Origin of the sequence: Bacillus sp. ISL-55 (genome assembly GCF_018613155.1) — a bacterium.
In the GTDB taxonomy this organism is placed as follows: Bacteria; Bacillota; Bacilli; order Bacillales; family Cytobacillaceae; genus Mesobacillus.
In genome coordinates, this window is the sequence record NZ_JAGGQU010000021.1 from 114,104 (window position 1) to 136,497 (window position 22,394).

General features: G+C 44.3%; 18 protein-coding genes and 1 other annotated feature. Of the genes, 8 read left to right on the forward strand and 10 right to left on the reverse strand.

From position 1 onward, the window contains the following. Nucleotides 1–80 precede the first annotated feature (80 nt). Together J7E32_RS11540 and chrA are read left to right on the forward strand one after the other, a co-directional pair. Nucleotides 81–389 (forward strand): PadR family transcriptional regulator, encoded by a 309-nt coding sequence (locus tag J7E32_RS11540; protein WP_214907378.1) that lies wholly within the window; start codon nucleotides 81–83, stop codon nucleotides 387–389. A gap of 49 nt (nucleotides 390–438) precedes the next feature. Then, nucleotides 439–1,632 carry a chromate efflux transporter gene (gene chrA / locus J7E32_RS11545; RefSeq protein WP_214907380.1) on the forward strand — a complete coding sequence of 398 codons (1,194 nt, stop codon included), beginning with the start codon at nucleotides 439–441 and terminating at the stop codon, nucleotides 1,630–1,632. A gap of 275 nt (nucleotides 1,633–1,907) precedes the next feature. Here chrA and iadA read toward each other — a convergent pair whose 3' ends face one another. Further along, a complete protein-coding gene (gene iadA / locus J7E32_RS11550; protein WP_214907382.1) occupies nucleotides 1,908–3,077 on the reverse strand; it encodes a beta-aspartyl-peptidase in 1,170 nt (389 codons plus the stop codon). Between the two features lie 30 nt (nucleotides 3,078–3,107). Then, entirely contained in the window at nucleotides 3,108–4,604 is a 1,497-nt protein-coding gene (gene yfcC, locus J7E32_RS11555) for a putative basic amino acid antiporter YfcC (RefSeq protein WP_214907384.1), read from the reverse strand. A gap of 192 nt (nucleotides 4,605–4,796) precedes the next feature. On the opposite strand from yfcC, the gene J7E32_RS11560 reads away from it, so the two are divergent. The 6 genes from J7E32_RS11560 to J7E32_RS11585 all read left to right on the forward strand — a co-directional run bounded on the left by J7E32_RS11560 (nucleotide 4,797) and on the right by J7E32_RS11585 (nucleotide 12,915). Then, the gene (locus tag J7E32_RS11560; protein ID WP_214907386.1) at nucleotides 4,797–6,833 is read left to right on the forward strand and encodes a sigma-54 interaction domain-containing protein; all 2,037 of its coding nucleotides are present in this window, start codon (nucleotides 4,797–4,799) and stop codon (nucleotides 6,831–6,833) included. 33 nt (nucleotides 6,834–6,866) lie between these two features. Continuing rightward, complete coding sequence (locus J7E32_RS11565; RefSeq protein WP_214907388.1) at nucleotides 6,867–7,250, forward strand: hypothetical protein; 384 nt, start codon at nucleotides 6,867–6,869, stop codon at nucleotides 7,248–7,250. Nucleotides 7,251–7,373: 123 nt separating this feature from the next. Next, nucleotides 7,374–7,617: a binding site (T-box leader), on the forward strand. An 86-nt stretch (nucleotides 7,618–7,703) separates the two neighbouring features. Further along, nucleotides 7,704–9,044 (forward strand): sodium-dependent transporter, encoded by a 1,341-nt coding sequence (locus J7E32_RS11570; RefSeq protein ID WP_214907389.1) that lies wholly within the window; start codon nucleotides 7,704–7,706, stop codon nucleotides 9,042–9,044. A 93-nt stretch (nucleotides 9,045–9,137) separates the two neighbouring features. Further along, entirely contained in the window at nucleotides 9,138–10,667 is a 1,530-nt protein-coding gene (locus tag J7E32_RS11575) for a spore germination protein (RefSeq protein ID WP_286183030.1), read from the forward strand. A 15-nt stretch (nucleotides 10,668–10,682) separates the two neighbouring features. Continuing rightward, a complete protein-coding gene (locus tag J7E32_RS11580; RefSeq protein ID WP_214907391.1) occupies nucleotides 10,683–11,810 on the forward strand; it encodes a GerAB/ArcD/ProY family transporter in 1,128 nt (375 codons plus the stop codon). Then, nucleotides 11,791–12,915: a Ger(x)C family spore germination protein gene (locus J7E32_RS11585; RefSeq protein WP_214907393.1), complete on the forward strand. Its 1,125-nt coding sequence runs from the start codon at nucleotides 11,791–11,793 to the stop codon at nucleotides 12,913–12,915. Before J7E32_RS11580 ends, J7E32_RS11585 begins: the two co-directional genes overlap by 20 nt. A 203-nt stretch (nucleotides 12,916–13,118) precedes the next feature. Here the strand turns inward: J7E32_RS11585 and J7E32_RS11590 are convergent, their stop codons facing one another. From J7E32_RS11590 to J7E32_RS11625, 8 genes are all read right to left on the reverse strand, one after another. Continuing rightward, complete coding sequence (locus J7E32_RS11590) at nucleotides 13,119–14,147, reverse strand: GGDEF domain-containing protein (RefSeq protein WP_214907395.1); 1,029 nt, start codon at nucleotides 14,145–14,147, stop codon at nucleotides 13,119–13,121. Nucleotides 14,148–14,386: 239 nt separating this feature from the next. Further along, complete coding sequence (locus J7E32_RS11595; protein WP_214907396.1) at nucleotides 14,387–15,580, reverse strand: PDZ domain-containing protein; 1,194 nt, start codon at nucleotides 15,578–15,580, stop codon at nucleotides 14,387–14,389. A 373-nt stretch (nucleotides 15,581–15,953) separates the two neighbouring features. Then, nucleotides 15,954–17,405 (reverse strand): S41 family peptidase, encoded by a 1,452-nt coding sequence (locus tag J7E32_RS11600; protein WP_214907398.1) that lies wholly within the window; start codon nucleotides 17,403–17,405, stop codon nucleotides 15,954–15,956. A gap of 202 nt (nucleotides 17,406–17,607) precedes the next feature. Continuing rightward, a complete protein-coding gene (locus J7E32_RS11605; protein ID WP_214907400.1) occupies nucleotides 17,608–18,915 on the reverse strand; it encodes a murein hydrolase activator EnvC family protein in 1,308 nt (435 codons plus the stop codon). A gap of 115 nt (nucleotides 18,916–19,030) precedes the next feature. After that, nucleotides 19,031–19,924: a permease-like cell division protein FtsX gene (gene ftsX / locus J7E32_RS11610; protein ID WP_214907402.1), complete on the reverse strand. Its 894-nt coding sequence runs from the start codon at nucleotides 19,922–19,924 to the stop codon at nucleotides 19,031–19,033. Further along, nucleotides 19,914–20,600 (reverse strand): cell division ATP-binding protein FtsE, encoded by a 687-nt coding sequence (ftsE, locus tag J7E32_RS11615; protein ID WP_214907404.1) that lies wholly within the window; start codon nucleotides 20,598–20,600, stop codon nucleotides 19,914–19,916. Before ftsE ends, ftsX begins: the two co-directional genes overlap by 11 nt. Before the next feature lie 435 nt (nucleotides 20,601–21,035). Continuing rightward, nucleotides 21,036–21,347 (reverse strand): cytochrome c551, encoded by a 312-nt coding sequence (gene cccB / locus J7E32_RS11620; protein WP_214907406.1) that lies wholly within the window; start codon nucleotides 21,345–21,347, stop codon nucleotides 21,036–21,038. A 50-nt stretch (nucleotides 21,348–21,397) separates the two neighbouring features. Continuing rightward, nucleotides 21,398–22,261 carry a YitT family protein gene (locus J7E32_RS11625; RefSeq protein WP_214907408.1) on the reverse strand — a complete coding sequence of 288 codons (864 nt, stop codon included), beginning with the start codon at nucleotides 22,259–22,261 and terminating at the stop codon, nucleotides 21,398–21,400. Nucleotides 22,262–22,394: the final 133 nt, after the last annotated feature.

A 22,394-nucleotide genomic window follows, 5' to 3' on the forward strand; every position in this document is an offset into this window, starting at 1 on the left:
TGGATGTATGTTTTGATTGAGGTAGAATAATATCGTAATTCGTTATTGGATTCCTATATCAACGAAAGAAGGAATTTTTTATGGAGGAAAGAGTTCTCAGAAAGCTATTTCTTGGCTTCATCCAGATTCATATTTTACATCATGCGAAGGAACAGCCGATTTTTGGGTTGTGGATGCTGGAGGAGCTTAAGGAGCATGGTTACAGTTTGAGCGCTGGCACCCTATATCCGATATTGCACAGTATGGAATCTGACGGATTGCTTGTAAAAGAAGAGAGAAATGTCGAGGGCAAAATTCGCAAATACTATCGGACAACCGAAAAAGGGAACAGCGTGCTAGTAGAAGCCCAACAGAAGGCTTATGAATTGTTCAGGGAAATCAAGGATTGAAATTATAAATCTTTAACCGTTTTCAATTAGTTATGAAGGAGTTAAAAAAATGACAGAGAAAAAAAGTGTTACATTCAAGTCGTTGCTTGAGATATTAATGGTTTCGACAAGGCTTGGCCTGACATCATTCGGAGGGCCTGTTGCCCACCTTGGCTATTTCCATGAGGAATATGTCCGCCGCAGAAAGTGGATGGATGAAAAAACTTATGCAGATTTGGTGGCATTATGCCAGTTCCTGCCCGGACCCGCAAGCAGCCAGGTCGGCATCGGAGTAGGGTTGATGCGCGGAGGATTGCTCGGGGGATTGTTCGCCTTTCTTGGCTTTACGCTGCCCTCTGTTTTGGCACTTATCATTTTCGCAATCATCTTACAGGGTTTTGATATTGGGGACGCTGGCTGGATTCATGGCCTGAAAATCGTCGCTGTCGCTGTCGTTGCACACGCTATTCTAGGAATGGCTCAGAAGCTGACTCCTGATTTACCGCGGAAGACGATTGCTTTATTCGCGCTGGCAGTCACTTTGCTGTGGCAGACTGCATTCACACAAATCGGCGTCATTATTATCGCTGGAATATTAGGATACGTTTTATTCAAGTCCCACACTGCCGTCGCTGATAATAGGATGACTTTCCCGATTTCAAAAGGCGTTGGATATATCAGCCTGGCATTATTTTTCGGATTGCTCATCCTGCTGCCTATTTTACGAGAAGCGACTTCATTGAACTGGGTCGCGATGTTCGACAGTTTTTACCGATCAGGCTCACTCGTTTTCGGCGGCGGCCATGTTGTCCTACCGTTGCTTGAGCGCGAATTCGTGCCAACAGGCTGGCTTAGTGAAGAAGCGTTCCTTGCAGGCTATGGCGCTGCCCAGGCAGTTCCAGGTCCATTGTTCACGTTCGCCGCTTATATCGGAGCAATCATCAACGGCTGGCAAGGCGGCCTGCTCGCGACTGTCGCAATCTTCCTGCCGGCATTCCTGCTGATCCTCGGGACGCTGCCGTTCTGGGACGCATTAAGACGAAACAGCAATATCAGCCGCGCCTTGATGGGCGTTAACGCAGCGGTCGTTGGAATCCTGATTGCTGCCTTCTACCACCCAATCTGGACGAGTTCGATTCTCGAGCCGATTGATTTCGTGTTTGCCGCTGTGCTGTTCAGCATGCTTGTGTATTGGAAGCTTGCGCCGTGGATTGTCGTAGTTACTGGAGCTGTTGGCGGAATGGTTTTGTATATGATTTTTTAAAATAAATCGGGCGTCTGTCCGGTTTTTCGCCGTTTACCAGCAATACTTTGATTAATCACTGGTAATCTCATTTCAGATTTCAGGAAAAGTAGATTTTATTGGCGAAAATATGATTTTTTCAACCACATTTTTGAATATATTGGCGGATTTTTAATTATATCGACCACATTTTCGAATATATCGACCACTTTTCCAGATATATCGACCAAGTCGGTCATAGATACGTGCATAGAGTAAAAAAGAACCTTGCCCACTCACGGACAAGGTTCTTCAAATCATTCAAACGTCCCTTTTACTAAGGCAACCCCTTTTTCTACCACAACTTTCCCCATTGCGACGACCGTATCAATCTCGAGATTGTCATCGAGCAGCACAAGATCGGCATCCCGTCCTGCTTCAATCCGCCCTTTTTGTGATAGCTTCAATACCGTCGCCGGGTTTGCGGTAATCACACGGATGGCCGTTTCAAGCGGAACTCCCTCCGTTAAAACAGCTTCCTGTACCGCCTCGTACAAAGAGGAAACCTGGCCAATCTGCAGGCCGATCAACTCTCCATTTTTATCAAAATCAGGCAAGCTGGCCTGTCCGTCGGAGGTGAAGGTGATCTGGCTGATGTCGACACCTGCTTCGAGCATTCGCTTCAAGCCTACACTGCACTTAACTTCGCCTTCCTCCAGGAATTTAGGAATAGAACTGGTTGTGAAATCAATCCAGCCTCCCTTTTTCGCATATTCAATCCCGGCTTCGAACAGATGCGGATTGCGGTTCATATGCGTCGGATAAAACTGCCTGATTGGGATATCCGTATGCTCTACAACTTCCTCAATCAGCTTCAAATGGTCAAAACTGTCGCCAACATGGACATTGACGATGCCGCTTTTGCCTGAAAGCATACCGCCAATCCTTGCTGCTGAAGCAATCTTGGCCATTTCTTCAGCAGTTGGCTGTGATGAGCGATGGTCGGCAATCGCGATTTCCCCTGCACCGATGATTTTATCGATTAAAATGATATCGTCCTCAATTTTCCCGGTCAGCGTTTTGACCGGGACCTGGTAGGAGCCTGTCTGGACATAGGTGGTGATCCCTTCTTCTTCAAGAGCGCGGGCTTTGGCAATCAGGTCTGGCATCGTCCGCGTCGTCCCATCTGTGCCAAGCACACCGACAAGCGTCGTAATCCCCGCAGTCGTTGCCTGTGTCAGCTGGATTTCCGGTGTGCGCGTCCGGAACCCGCCTTCCCCGCCTCCGCCAATCAAGTGGACATGGGAATCAATGAATCCGGGTACGACCTTCTTCCCTTTTGCATTAATGACCTTTATTTCTACGAATTTTTCAGGTAGCTCGATTTCATCCTGGATAAATCCAATTTTACGATCAACAAGCAATATATCTTTTTTACCAAGGTAATCTGGTGCGTAAATGTCTCCATTCTTTATTAACGTCAGCACTAGGGTCCCCTCCTGCAATCTTTTTGCCCATTATAAACCAATGGATACAGCAATAATAATAAATATGATTGATACTGCTACTAACAAAAGCATGAATTTGCCAATGAACTTTGCCCATACTCCCCAGTCAATCCGAGCTGCTCCCAGCGTGCCAATCAATGCAGCTGAAGTCGGTACGATGATGTTTGTCAAGCCATCCCCCAACTGGAAAGCAAGGACTGCAACCTGACGGGAAACTCCGGCGATATCCGCAAGCGGCGCCATTAATGGCATCGTCAACGCTGCCTGCCCTGACCCAGATACAACGAAGAAATTGAAAACGGATTGGAACAAATACATGAACACCGCCGAAACCGATGCCGGCAGATCACCGATCGCCTGACCTGCTCCAAAAAGCATCGTGTTTAGCACGGATGGTGCATCCGGACTGTCGCCGCCAAGGATGATGACGATTCCTTTGGCCATTCCGACAACGAGGGCGGCTGGCAATAAGTCCTTCGAGCCGTCAATGAATCCATCTGCAATATCATTGACCTTCATATTATTCAATTTAAAAATGACGCCAATGATTCCAGCCACAAGTCCGATGGTGAAAAACTGTGAAGCAATTTCCGGAATATAGTATGCATGCTCAATAACCCCCCAGACAATCCAGGCGATTCCGGCCAAAATCGTTAAAATCACAAGGCTGTGCCCCAAGGTGAATTTCACGTTTAAATCATGGCTTTTCATATCCTTGCGGAAATAATCATCACTGTTATAGGATAGCGACCTTACCGGATCCTTTTTGATGCTTGCCGCATAGCGCCATGTGTAGATAATTCCGAGCAGAGTGAATACGGCCCACATTGCCATGCGGAACGGAGACTCGGACAAAACTGGAACACCAGAAATTCCCTGTGCAATCGCGACACCGAAAGGATTCATCCATGATGTTGCGAATCCTATCTGTGTGGCCACGTAAGTGATCATTACGCCTGTAATAGCGTCATATCCAAGCGCAACCATCAATGGTACGAGAATCATTGCAAATGCGATCGCCTCTTCCCCCATCCCAAAAACAGCACCGCCAAGCGAGAATAAGAAGAACATGATCGGGATGATAAGGATTTCCCTACCCTTTGTCTTGTCGATGACATTCAGGATGCCTTCCTCGATTGCCCTCGTTCTCATGATGATGCCAAAAGCTCCGCCAATGATCAGGATAAATGCAACAACTCCGACAGCAGAGCCCCATTTATCACCAGAAACCAGCCCTTCAAAGACAAAGTTCAGGAAGCCTGCTTCTCCGCCTGCTTCGAACAAATCTGTTCCTTTATGGACAGGATTCCCCTGTTCATCTTTTACAATCTGAAAACTCTCAGGATCCAACACCGTCTTCGTTTTTTCCTCTCCATTGTCGCTATAGGTGATTTCCTTCGTTTCGAACTGGCCCACCGGCACGAAGTACGTCACGATTGCCGCAAGCATGACAACGAAAAACACAATGACAAATGTGTGCGGAACCTTCCAAACTTTATTTTCCATCACTTAAACCCCCTTGATTTTATAAAATAATTCCTCACTTAAGTTTTTGCAATTTTCGTGCCAATATTTACGAATCCGTTAAGTCTTTGAAAATACTAGTTTCCTTGCTGAAATTCTAAATTTAATTGGTTCTTTATGGTTCTTTCAAATGATATAATAAACACAAATTAAAACCATAAAGGACCAATTAAAATGAAAAAACAAATCACTCTTTTAGCTGGAACAAAGGAAACAAGATTAGCACTCCAAGACCAACTGGAAAGCATCCTGGGGAATTATGTGTCAATCGTTAGCTATTCGTCCGAGGAAACCTTGCCGGAAAGGATTTTTGATACGATTGTTATCTACTCATCCTACCTGATTGAGGAAGAAGTGGAACATGTCATTGGCGAAAACTGCGAGGTCATTATTGCGAACAGGACCATCAACCACCAATATATCGACAGGCTGTTCAGCCTCCCGACGGGCACCAGTGTCCTTTATGTTAATGACTTTCCTGAGAGTGTTAATGACTCCATCCACACCTTAAAAGCACTTGGAATTGATCACTTACAATACCATCCCTACTTTCCCGGCACAAAATACCCCCAGGCAATTAATATTGCCGTTACCCCCGGGGAAATGAAGCTGATTCCGGATTCAATCACAACAAAAATCAATCTCGGCGTCAGGCTGATTGATATTCACACGATAATGAAAATCGTTGACCGGCTTGGCCTGCCTGAGGCGCTCGGGATTCAGGTCGCTGACAGGTATACGAGAAGGATCATTGAATTAAGCCAGAAACTAGCTTTTCTGAAAGAGGAAGAAGCCAAGTTAAACCAGTATCTGAAACATGTAGTCGATGGCGTGAATGACGGTATCATGGCATTTGATTCCAGAGGCTGCATCACGGTTTTTAATGATGTTCTGGAAAAAATCACGGGCATACCGAAAGAAAGGGCCCTGAACAGGAAGGTAAATGACATTTTCCAAAATCCCGATCTTTTACATTTTTTATTGAAAGAGATTGATACTGAAGAACCTTATCCGTTTCTGGTAAGGCAAACGAATGTCATGGTCCACCGGATGCCGATTACACAGGAAGAAACGGTTGTTGTCACATTCAAAAACATGGATGAAACGATTGAAATGGAGAAAGCAGTCAGGCTCGAGCTCCAGAAGAAAGGCTATGTTGCAAAACATACTTTCGAAAACATCCTCGGCAAAAGCAAAGCAATCAAAGAGACGAAGAAAATTGCTCGCAAGCTGGCAAGGACCCACCTGCAAATCTTGATCCAGGGGGAAAGCGGAACAGGAAAAGAGCTTTTCGCCAGTGCCATACATATGGTATCTAGCCGGAAGGACGCTCCATACCTGGCGATAAACTGCAATGCACTGCCAGAAGATCTGCTGGAGAGTGAATTGTTCGGTTACGAAGAAGGCTCTTTTACAGGTGCAAGAAAAGGGGGCAAAAAAGGAGTATTCGAACAGGCAGACGGCGGCACACTGTTCCTCGACGAAATCGGTGACATCAGCATGAAGCTGCAGGCAAGGCTGTTGCGTGTGTTACAAGAACAGGAGATTCGCCGGATTGGCGGAACCAGGAATATACCCGTTGATGTCCGGATCATCGCAGCCACAAACAAGAATCTTAAGGAAATGATTGAGAAAGGTGAATTTCGAGAGGATCTATATCACCGCTTGAAGGTTCTTTCCCTGAGTTTGCCCCCACTAAGGGAGCGTACGGAAGATATCCCTCTCTTGGTTCAGCATTTTATCCATGAAAGCCATAAACCAAAGGCAAAAATCGACCATGAGACCATAACTAGATTAACAGAGATGCCTTGGAAGGGAAATATCCGCGAGCTAAAAAACACTTTGCTGTACATGCTCGCTGTTTCGGAAGGAGAACTCATTGGCACTGAAGATCTCCCTGTTGACCAGCAGGAAAAAAGGCTTCTTCCTGAAACAGACCTGACTGCTTATAAAAAGGCTGAAGAGTACAGAACCCTTCTTCAATTCATCAAACAATTGAACTTGGCAGGAAAAAGCTCCGGCAGGCCACAGCTTAGTCTCATGATGTCTAATACGAGCAACCCACTTAGCGAACAGCAAATACGCCTGCGCTTAAAAGAACTCGAACACCAGGGCTTTGTTGTCGTTCGCCGGGGCAGAAGCGGAACAATGATCACCCAGAAAGGATTGGAGGCATTGGAACATCAGCAACCGATCACTTTTAGCATATAATGAACAGCAAAGTGAGCGCGAGGTGGAGAATATATGTGCGTATCAAATAATGCAATCGAGCTCCAAGCATACCATTTTTCCGAAAAGATTCAGGAAAGCTCATTATACAACATTGTACGTGTTGATTTTATCGGAGGTACTTTTCTTGAATGTGAGCAGGAGACATCTTTAAGAGCCGAATTTCAAGGTATCGATAACCTACCATTGATTAAGAATCTCATTTTACAAACAAAAACTGGAAAGCAGTTTATTGTGGAGCCGGATGAATTGGGGCTGCGATTTGCTAAGGGGGAGCTTAGCTATAGGCAATACCTTTTAGCTAAAAAACAGAAGGCCAGAAAGATGATTTGTTACACTTTCGGATTCACTGGTTTATTCATAGCTGCGGCCTGGGCTTTTGTCAGTTATTTTTTATAAGGCATTTCCATTTCGAGACAAGGCTTTTGGATAGCCTGAAATTAATAAAAGGTTAAGCTATATTATCAATCCTTGACACCCTTTCATTATCACACTATAATTTCAAGTAATATATTTTAATAAGTTGAAGCGTTGAAGAGAGTCTATTAAGCCGGTCTCCCTGTTGATAGAGAATCAGTGGTTGGTGGAAACTGATACAAAGGCCAGGTGAATTTCGTTCTTGGAGCTTTTCCTTTTAAAAATTGCAGTTTTCGCATTGAGGAAACAGCAACAAAAAGGAACGGGTTTGGCCGTTATCCAGTAACTTGAGCGGGAAGCAGCATGCTTCCAATTAGGGTGGTACCGCGTGTTCAGCCACGTCCCTATCCAGATTGATGGATAGAGGCGTGGCTTTTTATTTTGCCCGACATCAATCAATTCAGCTGAAATAGAGAGAAAAAGGGAGCAATCAACATGGAGAAAGAACAATGGTCATCAAAAATTGGATTCATACTGGCCGCAGCTGGTTCGGCAATCGGGATCGGGGCAATCTGGAAGCTTCCATATGTAACGGGAGTGAGCGGCGGCGGGGCATTTTTCCTGATGTTCATCTTATTCTCGTTATTCATCGGGCTGCCACTATTGCTGGCAGAGTTTGTCATCGGCCGCAGCACCGGCAAGGAGGCCATCCGTGCCTATTTGGAAATTGCGCCAAAAAGCAAATGGTATTTGATTGGCATACTCGGGGTTGTCACAAGCTTTGTGCTGCTCAGCTTTTACAGTGTTGTCGGCGGGTGGATCAGCCTTTATTTTGTAAAAGGGCTGGCTGGCGGAGTGATTGAAAAAGGAGCTGATTATGGAGGCTTGTTCGGACAGACGATTAGCAGTGCATGGAGCGTGCTCGCTGCTCAGGCTGCCTTCTTATTAGTTACGATTGTTGTCGTCGCAAAGGGCGTTCAATCCGGGATTGAAAAAGCGAGCAAGATTCTGATGCCGGCTTTGTTTCTGCTTTTCATCATCTTGATCATCCGCTCCTTAACGCTTGACCATGCACTTGATGGCGTGAAGTTTTTCCTGGCGCCTGATTTTTCAAGCATCACCTCGGAAAGTATACTCTTTGCGATGGGACAATCCTTCTTCTCCCTGAGCGTCGGTGTATCAGTTATGGTGACATACAGCTCATACCTTCCGAAAAAAGGCAGCATCGTCCAGCCTGCGCTGTCGGTTGTAGGGATGAATCTTTTTATCGCATTGCTTGCTGGTCTGGCGATCTTCCCAGCTGTTTTCTCGCTCGGATTTGAACCGGCAGAAGGACCGGGGCTGCTATTCGTCGTCCTTCCAGCAGTCTTTGAAAAAATGGTATTCGGCGAACTGTTCCTGCTCCTATTTCTTGCCTTGTTCCTGTTCGCGACACTGACTTCGGCGTTCTCGATGCTTGAAATCGTCGTTGCCACCCTTGCAAAAGACAATCAGAAAAAGCGGGCAAAATTTGCATGGATAGCCGGCGGATTGATTTTCCTGCTTGGCATCCCTTCTGCCCTGTCATTCGGAACGATGTCGGATGCAACGATTTTCGAAAAAAACATCTTTGACACAGCTGATTTCCTTGTAAGCAACATCCTGATGCCGCTTGGAGTATTGCTGATTTCGATATTCGTCCCACTTAAAATCAAAAAGGAAGTATTGCGCCAGGAGCTGCTAACGGATTCAAAAGGTGGAAGCCTGCTCTTCAATCTCTGGTACAATGTGATGAGGTTTGTCGTGCCAGTAGTTATCATCATTGTATTCCTTGATTCACTTGGAGTTTTATCCTAGGAAGCTGACAAAACGTCAGCTTCTTTTTTCATGCATTCCTAAAAAACTATCAGCAGTATAATTTTTCCCATTAAAGCAAAACCTGTTGAGTAGATGACTGCAGCGGAGGGATTTTTGATGTTCTTCAAGAAAAAGAAAGGCGAAGCCGACAACAACATGAATCAAAAAAACCTCGACGACAAGGAATTAATACCTGTAGATAAGGCCGATTTCATCCAGAAAATGAAGGAGCAACTTCATGATAGTGCGGACTTAAATATCAAGGAACTCACGAATGGGTTTACACTAATCTTCTTTGATACTTTGACAGATAAGAAGATGCTAAATGGAGATGTTCTCGCTCGTCTCGAAGATGCGCAAGCCACCCCTAACGAAGCGCTTAAACATATTACCGTTTCCAGTACTTCTAAATATAAATATGTCGATGACGTGGTTAATTCCCTATTAAAAGGAGCAGTCGCGGTCCATTCAGCAGGCCACCCTGTGATAATCAGTGCAATGGTCGGCACCCAGGAAAACCGGTCATTGACCCGACCGGAAAATGAGTCACAGGTTTTGGGGCCCCAAATCGCCTTTAATGAGAGTCTTGCGACCAATATATCCCTGATCCGAAGATTTCTCACCAACCCCAATCTATGCAATGAAAGCTACTCTGTAGGTAAACAAACGAATTCAGCAATTTCGCTTCTCTATTTGAAGGGAATTGCTGACGATGATATGATCGACCGGATGCGCGAGCGGATCAAATCAATCGACATTGATGGTGTGCTAGATAGCTCAAACCTGGTACAGCTCATTGAAGACAATTCATTTGCCATTTTTCCTCAGATGCTGCTGACAGAAAGACCGGACCGTGCCTGTGCCTGGCTGTTGAATGGCAAAATGTTGGTCCTGGTGGATGGCAGTGTCCAGGTAATCGGTGCGCCGCAAACCTTCATTGAATTTTTTCAAAGTATGGAGGATGAAAGTGTCAGGTGGCAAATCGCGACGTTTATCAGGGCTTTGAGGGTATTTTCGATGATCGTGTCGATTTTTTTCACGGCGATCTATGTGGCAGCTCTGACTTTCCATTATGAAATCATCCCTCAAACACTGCTGATCCCGCTTGGTGAGTCAAGGTCACGTGTACCCTTCCCGCCTATAATTGAGGCTTTATTGCTAGAAGTAATGATTGAGCTCCTGCGGGAAGCCGGAGCCCGGCTGCCAACAAAGGTCGGCCAGACGATGGGTATCGTTGGCGGTATCGTCGTCGGAACTGCTGCTGTAGACGCGGGATTCACAAGCAACATCCTAATCATCATCATCGCCGTTAGCGCACTCGCTTCATTTACAACGCCAAACTATATGATGGGCAATGTCATCAGAATTCTCCGTTTCCCATTAATCATTTTCGCAGGAATGTGGGGGTTTTATGGCCTGATGTTCGGATTTTGCTTCCTGCTGATCCATCTGCTTCGTCAATCCAGTCTTGGGACGCCGTTTTTGGCTCCCTTTTACCCGCCGAGGTTTGAAGATTGGCGCGACAGCATCATTCGTCTTCCGATCGGCTGGACCAACAGCCGCCCGGTACAGACAAGGCCATTGGATAGATTGAAATACAGATATCGAAAAAACAAAAACTAAGTTGTGGTGTTATGAATGAAAGTTCACATCGAGCCTAAGTCCCAAAATATGGTCAATACTTTCCTGCTCATCTTTGTGATCCATTCTATGCAGCTGGGTGTTGGCATCCAGGGCTTCCAGCGAATCATCTACATGGAAGCTAGGCATGACGCCTGGATTTCTGTGATTCTCAGCGGGGTTGCCACTGCAATCGTTGGTTTCATAATGGTGAAAACATTAAGTGTGTATGAGAATTCGGATTTATATGGAATCCAATATGACGTGCTAGGAAAGTGGCTCGGAAACCTGATTAATATCCTATTTGTTCTCTATTTTCTTGGCAGCTTTCACATCATCGTCCGGAATTATATCGAGGTCCTGCAGGCGTGGGTTTTCCCTGAAATCCCCAACTGGCTGCTTGCTCTGACCCTCGTTTACCTTGTTTACTACGGTTTGAATGGCGGGCTGCGAACAGTTGTCGGTGTCAGCTTCTTCAGTGTGATCTTATCCCTGTGGCTGATCCTGCTGCTCGCCTATCCCTTTCAGTTTGCTAAATGGGATTACTTATTCCCGATGTTCGAAGCGCGTATAACTGAAATACTAAGAGGAGCAAAGCAAATGACCTTCACTGTCATCGGCTTTGAAATCATTTATGTCATCTATCCCTTTTTAAAAGAGAAAGACAAGGTCCATAAACATATGCAATATGGTCTTGGTTTCACGACCATGCTGTATCTTGCGCTCATGGTTATCTCCCTGGCTTATTTCAGCGGCGGCCAGCTTGAACGGACGATTTGGGGTACGCTATCCCTTTTTAAAATCGTTCGCTTCCCCTTCATTGAAAGATTTGAGTACGTCGCTATCACTTTTTGGGTCCTGCTGATCCTGCCAAACCTGATGCTCTATATGTGGTCAGCCACGCGGGGAATTTCAAGGATTTTTAATATAAAAGAACAGAAGGTCAGCTGGATTCTTATTTCATTTATTTTCCTGACCCTGCTTTATCCGCTCACCAGAGTCCAAACCAATATGTTCAACGACTATTTCGCAAGGGGCGCTTTCTATATTGTTTTTGTCTATCCATTCCTTCTATTCGGTGCTGTTATGATCAAGAAGAAATTTTTCCGTAAAAAGGATGAGGCCAATGCGCAAAAAAGTGAATAAGCTCTTGATTGCCTTGGTTGTGCTTTTCCTTTCTGGATGCGCAGAACAGAAAACACTCGAGAAGATGGGTCTGGTGACAACGGTGGGGTATGACCTCACAGAGGATAAGCAGATTTTGGCGACAATGGTGCTTCTCCAAATCGACCCCGAGGCTCCGCAGAGTTCACTCATCCTATCCGCGAAGTCGGCAACAAGTAAGGGGGCAAGAAATGAAGCCGATCTGAAAAGTCCTAAAAGATTACAGTCAGGTCAGCTGCGGGTAGCGCTTTTCAGCGAAGAAGTTGTCAGTTCGGGGCTCATCAATCTGGCAGATACACTTGCCCGTGATCCTTCGATCAGCGACCTTACCTATCTTGCAGTAGTTGAGGGAAGTACAAACAAGCTCCTTAACCAAAGGAATGAACAATTTTCCGATATCAGCCAGCTCATATACAAGGAACTCGATCAAAATATAAAAGGTGAAAAAATCCCATCTTCCACCCTGCAGGAAGTAATGCATGATTTCTACGCACCAGGAATTGACCCAATCATGCCTACTTTAAAAAATGATGAAGGCATCGTTAAAATTACCGGTATGGCATTGATAAAGGATGATAAAATGGTCGGTAAAATCAATGCCAAAGAAGCTTTTTACCTAAAGCTGATCAATGATCGCTACAAGGCGGGAGCGATAGAAATTGAAGTCGACAAGCAAGGTTTTGATCTGGAAGAGACTCCTGAATCTCCAGAAAATCTGGCAGTGGTCCTTGACACGATTCACAGCACAAGTGACATGAACCTGATCAGCAAAGACAACCTCCAATTCGATTTGAAAATCAAATTAAAAACAAGACTGCTGGAAATCAACCAGGCACTGGACTTGAAAAATCCGGAATACCTCAAACAATTAGAATCAAAGCTTGATGAAAAAATCACTTCCGATATTGAGCAGTTGATTAAAAAAGCTCGTGATTTAGGTGCGGACCCATTTGGATTCGGTGAGATCTATCGAAAGAGTGTCAGACAGGCCAACCTGACCTCTGAAAAATGGCACCGCATGTACCCGGAGAGCAACGTCGATGTGAAGATTGAGTTTGAGATTTTGAGGACCGGGGTGGTTGAGTAAATTTTGATAAATGAAAGCGCGTTGTACGTGCTGAATTTTTCTTCGGAGGCCAGGTTCCTGTCGATTTAGCCGATAAGTTTCCTTAACCATGAAAAAAGGGATATCAAATCATTGCGATTAGATATCCCTTTTTCGGTTTTTAAACATATTGCACTCCAAAACAGAACCGTTCCAGGAGTTTGAGACCCTTCCTCCCGCCACTTCTATAAAATTGCAACCCTGTTCCGCCCTTCATGTTTTGACTGATACAAACCTCTGTCCGCACGGCTAATGAATGAATCGACTGATTCACCCGCTCTAAACTCAGTGACCCCAAAACTTACTGTCTGTCGTCCAGCTGTTTTAAAGGGATATTGATTAATTTTTAAGCGCAGTTTTTCAGCCAGTTCCAGTGCATTTTCGCCAGATTGAGAGGAAATAATAATAAACTCTTCCCCTCCCCAGCGCCCAAATTGTTCGTGTGGTGTCAGATTTTGTTTAACAAGTCCGGCTAACTCCTCAAGGACGGAGTCCCCTACTTTATGTCCAAATGTATCATTAACAGCCTTAAAATGATCAATATCGAAAAATAATAAAGATACAGGAACTTCAGTTGTTCCGGAAACTTTTTCTTCCAGCCATATGTCGATTTGATGACGGTTGGCGGTTCCTGTTAATGCATCAGTAAAAGCATTCTCCTTCATATCCTCAAAGTCTGCAAAAAGTTTAATTAAAAACTGGGAGAAATAAATAATCAGGATGTAAAAAAGATAGGCAACATAAAACTGAATAACCGATATTAAGTAATCCTCGGACATTTCAGGAAAATTCAATAAACCCATTACAAAGATGACCAAAAAAACAGATAGAGAAAAGACTAGCCCTCGCCTTGCTCCGAGAATAAGAAAAAAGCTGAGAATTACAGCAGGTACCCACATGACTGTAACTCCAAATGCACCCGTTTTATCGACGGCAATATAATTAAAAAAGCCATCGTATACTGTTCCGATATGCATGACAGAAATGAATATTAATGTACCATACTCCACAAGTCTCATATGCCTTTTTTGATATAACAGTATTAAACTGATTATGAACCAGCAAGTCAGTACCCCTGTTAACACTATATATTTTTTATGTTCCGGATGGTTGAAAACGAAAAAGTTATAAGAAATCATAGCCAGAAGACTGGGAATGATCATACTTAGATAGACAGTTCTTTTGAAGTTCTGCAGAGAGCCTAATTTCCTCATTATGTTTTCTCCTTTAAGTGAAAAGAGACCAATCCCATTATACCCCGGAATCGGTAACTGGCAGACGTAGCCTTGTCCCTTTAGAGTTGCATCATTATCCTTCAGGGGGTATACCGTTATCCACAATTATAATCAATTTTCAACTAGCAGCTAAAGATGAAAAAAAAGTCCTTCGAGTTATTATCTCAAAGGACTTAGCAGCTCGCCAAGAATTCTGACAAACTTCCAAAATAACAACATTAAACAACCGCACTATCCCACTTCTTCTCATCCAAAACAAAAAGGATGCCAAGTTCATGGTGATCACCTTCATACAGCGCCCTTTGCACGAAGCGAATTTGACCGTTTGTATCAAGGACTTCCAGCTTGCAATGCGCCCTATTTCGTGACAGAGCCTCGTAGAATGTTTGTTCATCACGGACATTCGTGCCGTTGACCTTTGTAACAAGCTCGCCTACACCAAGGGCCATTTTATCAGCCGGAGATTCAGGCAGGATACCAAGAATCATCACGCCATGGTTTTTTTTCGAAAAATAGAACGGCATGTTCTCCTCCTGCATCCGCTGCATGAGCGTCAAGGCTTCGCGGCCGATCATCGCGATCGCGACTGCAATGACGGACACAATTGGGTACCAGTAACCCGCTGCGGCAATCAGCGTGATCAGGATTCCGAGCCCAACTACTCGGCTTCCGAGCTGACGGACAGCTTCTTTTGGCAGCATCCCCTGGACTTGCTGATGTAATCCAATCGCAAATGGAACAAGAATCAATGAATATGTATTGCCTCCAAGCGTGAACACAGGCCACCATTCGAACGGCATTGACAGAATGTTGCCAGGAATGAGCATAAACGCCGGCACGACCCAGAGGCGTTTTACCTCGTGGACACCAACCGTCTGGCCACGCTTGCTCTTAATCAATTTAGGAGAAGTCCCCTTTTTTCCATTTCGTAAAATAAGAAAGCCCTCACCGATCGTTAACAATGCTAATAAAATCGCAATGGAAGGATAGATTTTTTCATCAAGACTTGAAAATAAGTCGCCCACTAACGGAAGATCGATTTCCTTTCCCGATAAGAAGATCAACGAGAAAAACGCAGCGCCGACCGTATATGCGGGCGCAAGGAGCCTGACTTTTGTTAATAGACTCAACAGCAGTGTTGCTGCGGCAACTAAAACAATTGCTCCGAATGGAATCGCGATGCCCGCCGCAATGGTTATGATTGAGATGGCGAGCCCGACCAGCAAACCCACCGGAAACAGCTGCCTGAGCTCAAAATACGCATCGTTCGCCCTCACAGTAAAGTTCTTCCGCTCCCGCCTCACGCGCGAAACACCAAGGACAGCCGCCAAAAATATAGAATAATAGAACACAGGGTGAAGCAGAAGCCTGCCCGTCCCTTTCAAAAGTTCAATGAACCAATCCTGTGCCACCCCTATGTCACCAGCCTTCATAAATTACATGATATTAAGCTTATTCTATCAAATCTGGGTGGTAAAACCTATCAATAGTTGTGGATTAATGGTGGGATTTTTTTCTAGAGTAGGAGTAGAACATGAAATACTTAGTGAAATCCGAAAAAGAAGCATCAATAGAACTCTTTTTTCTTGTTTTATACTGATAAGGATCCAAATCACTATGGAATTACCAAAAATCACTATGTTTTTGTAAGTAATCACTACGATATCTCGAATAATCACTACGATTTTCAAACTAATCACTACGATTTTTGCTGTAATCACTACTTTTTCCAAATCAATGTAAAAAATAACGCCGTACCAAGTTTTGGTACAGCGGATAAGGTATCTATTTCGCCAGCAGCCTCAACGCGGTCTGCAGCTGAAGGTCATTTTCTTCTTGTTTCATTGCTTCCCTTGCTGCATCCTCGAGTGCGGTGGCTGTTTTTGCGTCAATCACACCTGTAACGGTTAAGTTGTTTTTCCGCTGGAATGCTTTTACCGCAATTTCGGTAATGCCACTGAAGTATCCGTCAGTACGTCCCGGCTCAAAACCGAGTCCAGCGAGGATTTCCTGAGCATTTTTCACTTGCTCATTATTCATATCCAGCTTGAGTGGTTTTTCCGCCTGGATTGGATGGGTATCATAGAGCGCTGGCTGGTTGACTTCGACGGTTGGCTCAATGCCTTTTTTATGGATCCAGTTTCCGTCAGGCGTCAGCCATTTGAACAGAGTCAGCTTGATATTGCTGCCATCTCCCATCGGCACAGCCTGCTGGACTGTCCCCTTGCCGAAGGTCTTCTCGCCAATGACTGGATAACCTCCCGCTTCTTTTAATGCCCCGGCCAGGATTTCCGAGGCTGAGGCACTGCCGTCGTCTGTTAATACAGCAATCGGATATTGTTTCGCTTTTTCCAGATTGGAGAAATAGCGAGTCTTATCGCCGTTGCGCTCTTCAATTTGATAGAGCGGCTTCTCCTTTGAAATCATTTCTCTTAGGATTTCTTCCACGCTGGAAAGCAGGCCGCCAGGATTACCGCGTACATCGATCAGCAGCGCATCCATCCCTTCTTTTTCAAAAGCCTTTAGCTCCTTGTTGAACTCTTTGGAGGTATCTTCTGAGAACGAAGTAATCTCCATGTAACCAATCTTCTCTCCATTCACCTTTTTCATGTCAGCATGGACGGTAATCTGCGGAATCTCATCACGAACCACTTTAACCTTCAGCGGATCCTTCAAACCCTTGCGCTCGATTTCCAGAACAACAGGCGTCCCTTTTTTGCCCCGGATTTTCAAAGTTGCCTCATATAAATCCAGTCCCACGATACTTTCGCCATCGACCTTCAGAATCTGATCATTCGGCTTCAAGCCTGCTTTCTCAGCCGGGGAATTTTTAAAAGGTGAAACAATCATGATTTTCCCATCAACCGTACTGACCTCAGCACCAATTCCTTCAAAAGACGACTCCAGCGTCTCATTGAATTGTTTGGCCGTCTCCTTGTCCATATAGACGGAATACGGATCCTCCAGGGTTGAGAGCATTCCCTGTATCGCCCCTTCAATCAGCTCTTCTTCTTCAACCTTTTCAACGTAACTGTTAAAAATCAAACTGTATGCCTGCTCAACTTTTTCGAGACTGCTCGCATCACCAGCCTGTGCACCCGCATGATCTTTAAGGGGCACAATCTGGCGTTCCAGAACACCCGCCTTGCTTTCGTACCATTGCATGCCAGCGTATGTACTCCCCGCACCTGTAAGCAGCGAGCCCGCCATCAAAAAGGCAATCCACTTGCGTTCCATTGCCAAACTCCTCCCTGTTTACCGCATCTACTGCTCCTCTGCCGTAAAAATTTCTATGATTCCAATTATATGACGAACAGGGACAGGGTATGAAGGATTAATTTTGGAGCAAACTTTCATATGGATATAATTTACAAGTTTCTGAGACTTTTAAACGGGAAAAAGAAAAAGGAAGAGACATAGGTCTCTTCCAGAAAAAAATTTACCAATATGCCGCTGGATTAACAGCGTTTGACTTAGATGCGTTCCAAGATCCTTTGTGAAGTTCAAAGTGCAAGTGCTGGCCGTAAGATTGTCCTGTGTTGCCCATTACACCAATTTGTTGGCCACGAGAAACAACTGCACCATTTCCAGCCAATCGTGAGCTCAAATGTGCATAAACAGTTGTCCAAGTTTGTCCATTGATAGAGTGTGCAACAAAGATTACATTTCCATAACTTGAAGAATAATACGAACGGATAACGACACCGTCGGCAGCAGAATAAACCGGCACATTCGCTGCTTTATTTGCAATATCTATACCAGCATGGTATGAACCCCATCGACTTCCCAGACCTGAAGTGATTCGTCCGCTTGCCGGCATTATAATCATGCCACCAGAAGACGCTGGTGCAGAAACAGCTGGTGCAGGAGCTGGAGTTGAGCTGCCACCACTACTCTTCTGTGCTGCCGCTGCCTCTGCTGCTGCTTTTCTTTGTCTTTCAAGTTCTGCCTGTCTTTCAGCTTCACGTTTTTGAGCCAATTGAATTGCCTGAGCCATGGCCGCTTCCTGTGCCGCCAAGACATCCGCAGTTTCTGCCAAATCTAACTTAGCCGCATGCATCTGTTCTTCTTCATGTTTAAGCGTACTCATAAGCTTATTCTTTTCTTCTATCTGTGCATTCAACGTAACTGTTAACGCCTCGAGATCTTTTTTCATCACTTGAAGATTATTAAGCTTGGTTTCTACTTCTTGTTGCTTCGTTTCAAGCTCTGCTTTATCCTTTGCATGCTGTTCAAGAATCCCTTTGTCAGCTTGTACAATTGTCGTAACGGCACTCACACGATCGATAAAGTCGCTAAAGCTTTGTGCTCCTAGCAATACGTCCATATAGTTTACTGTACCACCGTTTTCCTGTAGGGAGCGTGCCTTATCCTTCAACAGCTCATTACGCTGCTCAATGCGCTTTACCAATTCAGCAATCTCTACTTTTAGTTGCTCAATTTCTCCAGTTGTTTGCGCAATTTCCTCGTTCTTCGCTTGGATTTTCTGTTCGGCATCATTTACGGCAAAATCAAGTTTTTTGATTTGGTCATTCAACACCTGCTGTTCATTTTGCAGTTCACCGATTTTAGAATCCTTCTCATTAATTTCAGAAGTAATGCCTGAGCGTTTTTGTTCAAGCTCTTTCTTTTGCTTTTGCATTTCCGAAATACTGGCTGCTGTGACTTGATCTACGGTTAATGGGCTTAACAAAGAACCCAGGCTTAAAGTACTGACTATTGCTAGTGAGAGTATCTGCTTTTTCACTAGATCTTTCCCCTCTCTTACTCATGATAGTTTCGTAACTTTGTCTTTCTATCTATCGTCTATTGGCTATGTAGTGTTTAGGAAGAATTTCCGGTAAAACCCGGAAACTCGCCCCTTACACCTTCAAGAACTTGCGGACGGACATGAGACTTCCCCAGATTCCAATAGCAGCTCCCATAATGATCAGAATTGCTGACAATTGGTAAACAAACGGATTAAATTCAAGCAATTTTATAAAATGGTCTTTCAGCTTATCGTTTAAGTAATCGTAAGCATAATAGTAGGCTGCGGAGACAACAGCGATCGGCACAATCGCTCCCAGGATTCCTAACCAAAGACCTTCGAGGAAAAACGGCCATCTGATGAAACCGTTTGTCGCACCTACAAGTCTCATAATCTCAATTTCTCGTCTACGTGCCATGATCGTAATTTTAATTGTGTTAGAGATTAAGAACATTGCTGTAAAAAGAAGTCCGACAATTAATATGAGTCCCACATTTCGGCTTACTTTTATAAAACTGAATAGTTTCTCAACCTTGCCTTGTCCATACTTTACAGAAGAAACATAATTGAATTTCTCAATCTGCTTTGCAACTCTCATTGTATCAGTAGGATTTTTCGTCTTTACGACGAAGACATCGTTTAAAGGATTGTCTTGCTCAAACAACTGAAAGGCTTCCCCTTCATCTCCCAGGCTTTTAATCAAGCTCTCAAGTTCTTGTTCTTTGGAAGAATAGGTCACATTTTTGATTCCGGAAACCTGATTGATTTGCTGCTCCAATACCTCTTTATCTTTGTCGTTCGCAGCTACATCCACATGGACTCGGATTTCTACATCTTCCTCAATAGTGGTTGCGACTTTATTTAAATTCATCATAATGACGAAAAAGATACCGACCAAAAGCAAGGTAACCGTTACGGCACTTACGGATGCAAACGTCATCCAGCCGTTCCGCCCCAAACTCTTAAAACTCTCTCGGACATGGCGGCGAAATGTTCTAGCTTTCATATCCGTATTCACCTTTCACTTCGTCACGGGCAATCCTGCCATTCTCGATCGCGATGACTCGATGCTGGATTGTGTTGACGATTTCTTTATTGTGGGTGGCCATGACGATCGTGGTCCCCCTTAGGTTAATTTCCTCAAAAATGTTCATGATTTCCCATGATGTATCAGGGTCAAGGTTTCCCGTAGGCTCATCGGCAATCACCACTTTTGGTGCGTTCACAATTGAACGAGCGATGGCAACACGCTGCTGCTCTCCGCCTGAAAGTTCAGTAGGAAGTGCTCTTGCTTTGTGTTTAAGTCCCACAAGTTCCAAAGTTTCCATCACGCGCTTTTTGATATATTGCGGCTGTTCCTCGATAACTTCCATCGCAAAAGCGACATTTTCATAGACTGAAAGAGTATTCAGCAATTTGAAGTCCTGGAACACGACGCCAATATTCCGGCGCAGCAATGGTACTTTGCTGTCCTTCAGCTTTGCTAGATTGACACCGTTTATAATGATGGAACCTTTAGTAGGCTTAACTTCACGGTACATCATCTTTATAAAAGTAGATTTTCCAGCACCGCTGGGCCCTACTACGTATAAAAATTCACCTGCATCTATATGAACATTGATCCCATTCGCGGCAGTAATGCCGTTTCGGTATGTTTTGTAAACATCCTGCATATCTATCATTTTTGTATCACCTTAGATAGTTAGTCTTATTCACACGGCTAAACTTCGACAATTTCTAACAAACCTATTATAGCATCTCCCTCTATCAAAAAAACCCTTTTAAATATTACAGTTTCTTTTCAAATTGCAAATAAAATTCCACTATATTCCTATAGAGGTTATTCTAACTAATATAATAATTGTCAAACTTAGCTATTTACCTAGTAAAATCCTTCTATTGTCGAGTTTCTTATTTAGTAGAATTTTTAGTTTTATTACCGTGGTATATCAAAATTTTGTCATAACTTGTATGTACAAAATGTGAAGCTTGCTGAATTGCTAAATAATTTGGCGATTTTACGGAAATGCATAAAGACAGCATTCCAACTATATCTGAATTGGAAAAAACAGCACAAAAAAACGTCCCGACGATTTCAGGACGTTTCCTTATTACTCTTATTTTTTGTTTGCCAGCCACTCAGCCACTGCTGAAGCATCTTCGCCTTCTAGCAATTTCGGAGGCATTGATCCCTGGCCGTTCGCAATTACACTTTCAATTTCTTCTTGTGATAAGCGTGAGCCTACGTCGCTAAGCTTCGGGCCTACGCCGCCTTCAAGATTGCCGCCATGGCAGCTTGAACATTTCTGGTTAAAAAGCTTTTCCGGATCTGCACCAGCTTTGTCGCCGCCAGCTTCATCGCCGCCGCCACCGCAGGCTGCCAGTGCCAAGGAGGTTCCCATTAATAGAGCCAATAATTTCTTCTTCAACTTAACTCCCCCTAAGAAAATTTTGCATACACGACTATTTTATACCAATATCAAGCTCTTTTAAAACCCTCACCCAATACCTCTGAAGCATCCATTACAATAACGAATGCAGCAGGGTCAATGGATTGAACCAATTGTTTCAATTTTGTGAACTCCGTCTGGTCTACAACACACATGATAATTGGCCGTTCCTGGTCCGTATAGCCGCCGTATGCTGATAGTTTTGTCACTCCGCGGTCTATTTTATTCAAAATCGCTTCACGAACTTCATCCTGACGGTTTGTAATGACCATCGCCATCTTCGAGCGCCCGATGCCAACCTGCACCAGGTCAATCGTTTTGCTGGTCACATAAAGCCCGATCAAAGCATAAAGACCGCGTTCAATATCGAATACAATCGCCGCAGATAATACAATCAGTCCGTCAATCAACGCCACGCAGGTACCTAGTGATAGTCCCGTGTATTTGTGGATGATCTGCGCCGCCAAATCCGTACCGCCAGTTGACGCATTCCCTCTAAAAACAATACCAAGACCGAGGCCGACACCGATGCCGCCGAACAATGATCCAAGCAAAGGGTCAAGAGTCCATGGCTTTACGTCATTTGTAAGGAACACTACAAATGGTAGAAAAATAGTTCCTGCAAGAGTTTTATACCCATATTGCCTTCCAAGTAAAACAACCCCTGCGATAAACAGCGGTATATTAAACGCCCACTGAACGTAAGCTGGTTCCCAGCCGAGCGTCGCATCAAGGATTGTACTGATTCCACTCACTCCGCCGGACGCAACCCGGTTCGGCAGCAAGAACACATTGAACGAAATTGCCACAATTGCCGATCCAATGAGCACATATACATATTCAAAAAGCTTTTCTAAAGTTGGATTTAATGTATGATTACGCCTTTTCTTCAAAGTCCTATCCCCTTTTTCCTTTAATGCCGTCAGTGAGTATAGCACGTGTCGAATTTTCTGTAAACGCTAATAGTGCGCCGTGTTAAAGGAGCAAAGTTTTAATTATGAAAGGGTACTTTTTAGGATAAACTTT

Bases quoted from the DNA above. Each gene is read 5' to 3' on its own strand.
- ftsX (WP_214907402.1), bottom strand. From the start codon at position 19,924: ATGAAAGCTAGAACATTTCGCCGCCATGTCCGAGAGAGTTTTAAGAGT.
- J7E32_RS11600 (WP_214907398.1), bottom strand. From the start codon at position 17,405: ATGGAACGCAAGTGGATTGCCTTTTTGATGGCGGGCTCGCTGCTTACA.
- J7E32_RS11540 (WP_214907378.1), top strand. From the start codon at position 81: ATGGAGGAAAGAGTTCTCAGAAAGCTATTTCTTGGCTTCATCCAGATT.
- yfcC (WP_214907384.1), bottom strand. From the start codon at position 4,604: ATGGAAAATAAAGTTTGGAAGGTTCCGCACACATTTGTCATTGTGTTT.
- J7E32_RS11575 (WP_286183030.1), top strand. From the start codon at position 9,138: ATGACTGCAGCGGAGGGATTTTTGATGTTCTTCAAGAAAAAGAAAGGC.
- ftsE (WP_214907404.1), bottom strand. From the start codon at position 20,600: ATGATAGATATGCAGGATGTTTACAAAACATACCGAAACGGCATTACT.
- J7E32_RS11585 (WP_214907393.1), top strand. From the start codon at position 11,791: ATGCGCAAAAAAGTGAATAAGCTCTTGATTGCCTTGGTTGTGCTTTTC.
- J7E32_RS11570 (WP_214907389.1), top strand. From the start codon at position 7,704: ATGGAGAAAGAACAATGGTCATCAAAAATTGGATTCATACTGGCCGCA.
- chrA (WP_214907380.1), top strand. From the start codon at position 439: ATGACAGAGAAAAAAAGTGTTACATTCAAGTCGTTGCTTGAGATATTA.
- J7E32_RS11590 (WP_214907395.1), bottom strand. From the start codon at position 14,147: ATGAGGAAATTAGGCTCTCTGCAGAACTTCAAAAGAACTGTCTATCTA.
- J7E32_RS11565 (WP_214907388.1), top strand. From the start codon at position 6,867: ATGTGCGTATCAAATAATGCAATCGAGCTCCAAGCATACCATTTTTCC.
- J7E32_RS11560 (WP_214907386.1), top strand. From the start codon at position 4,797: ATGAAAAAACAAATCACTCTTTTAGCTGGAACAAAGGAAACAAGATTA.
- J7E32_RS11580 (WP_214907391.1), top strand. From the start codon at position 10,683: ATGAAAGTTCACATCGAGCCTAAGTCCCAAAATATGGTCAATACTTTC.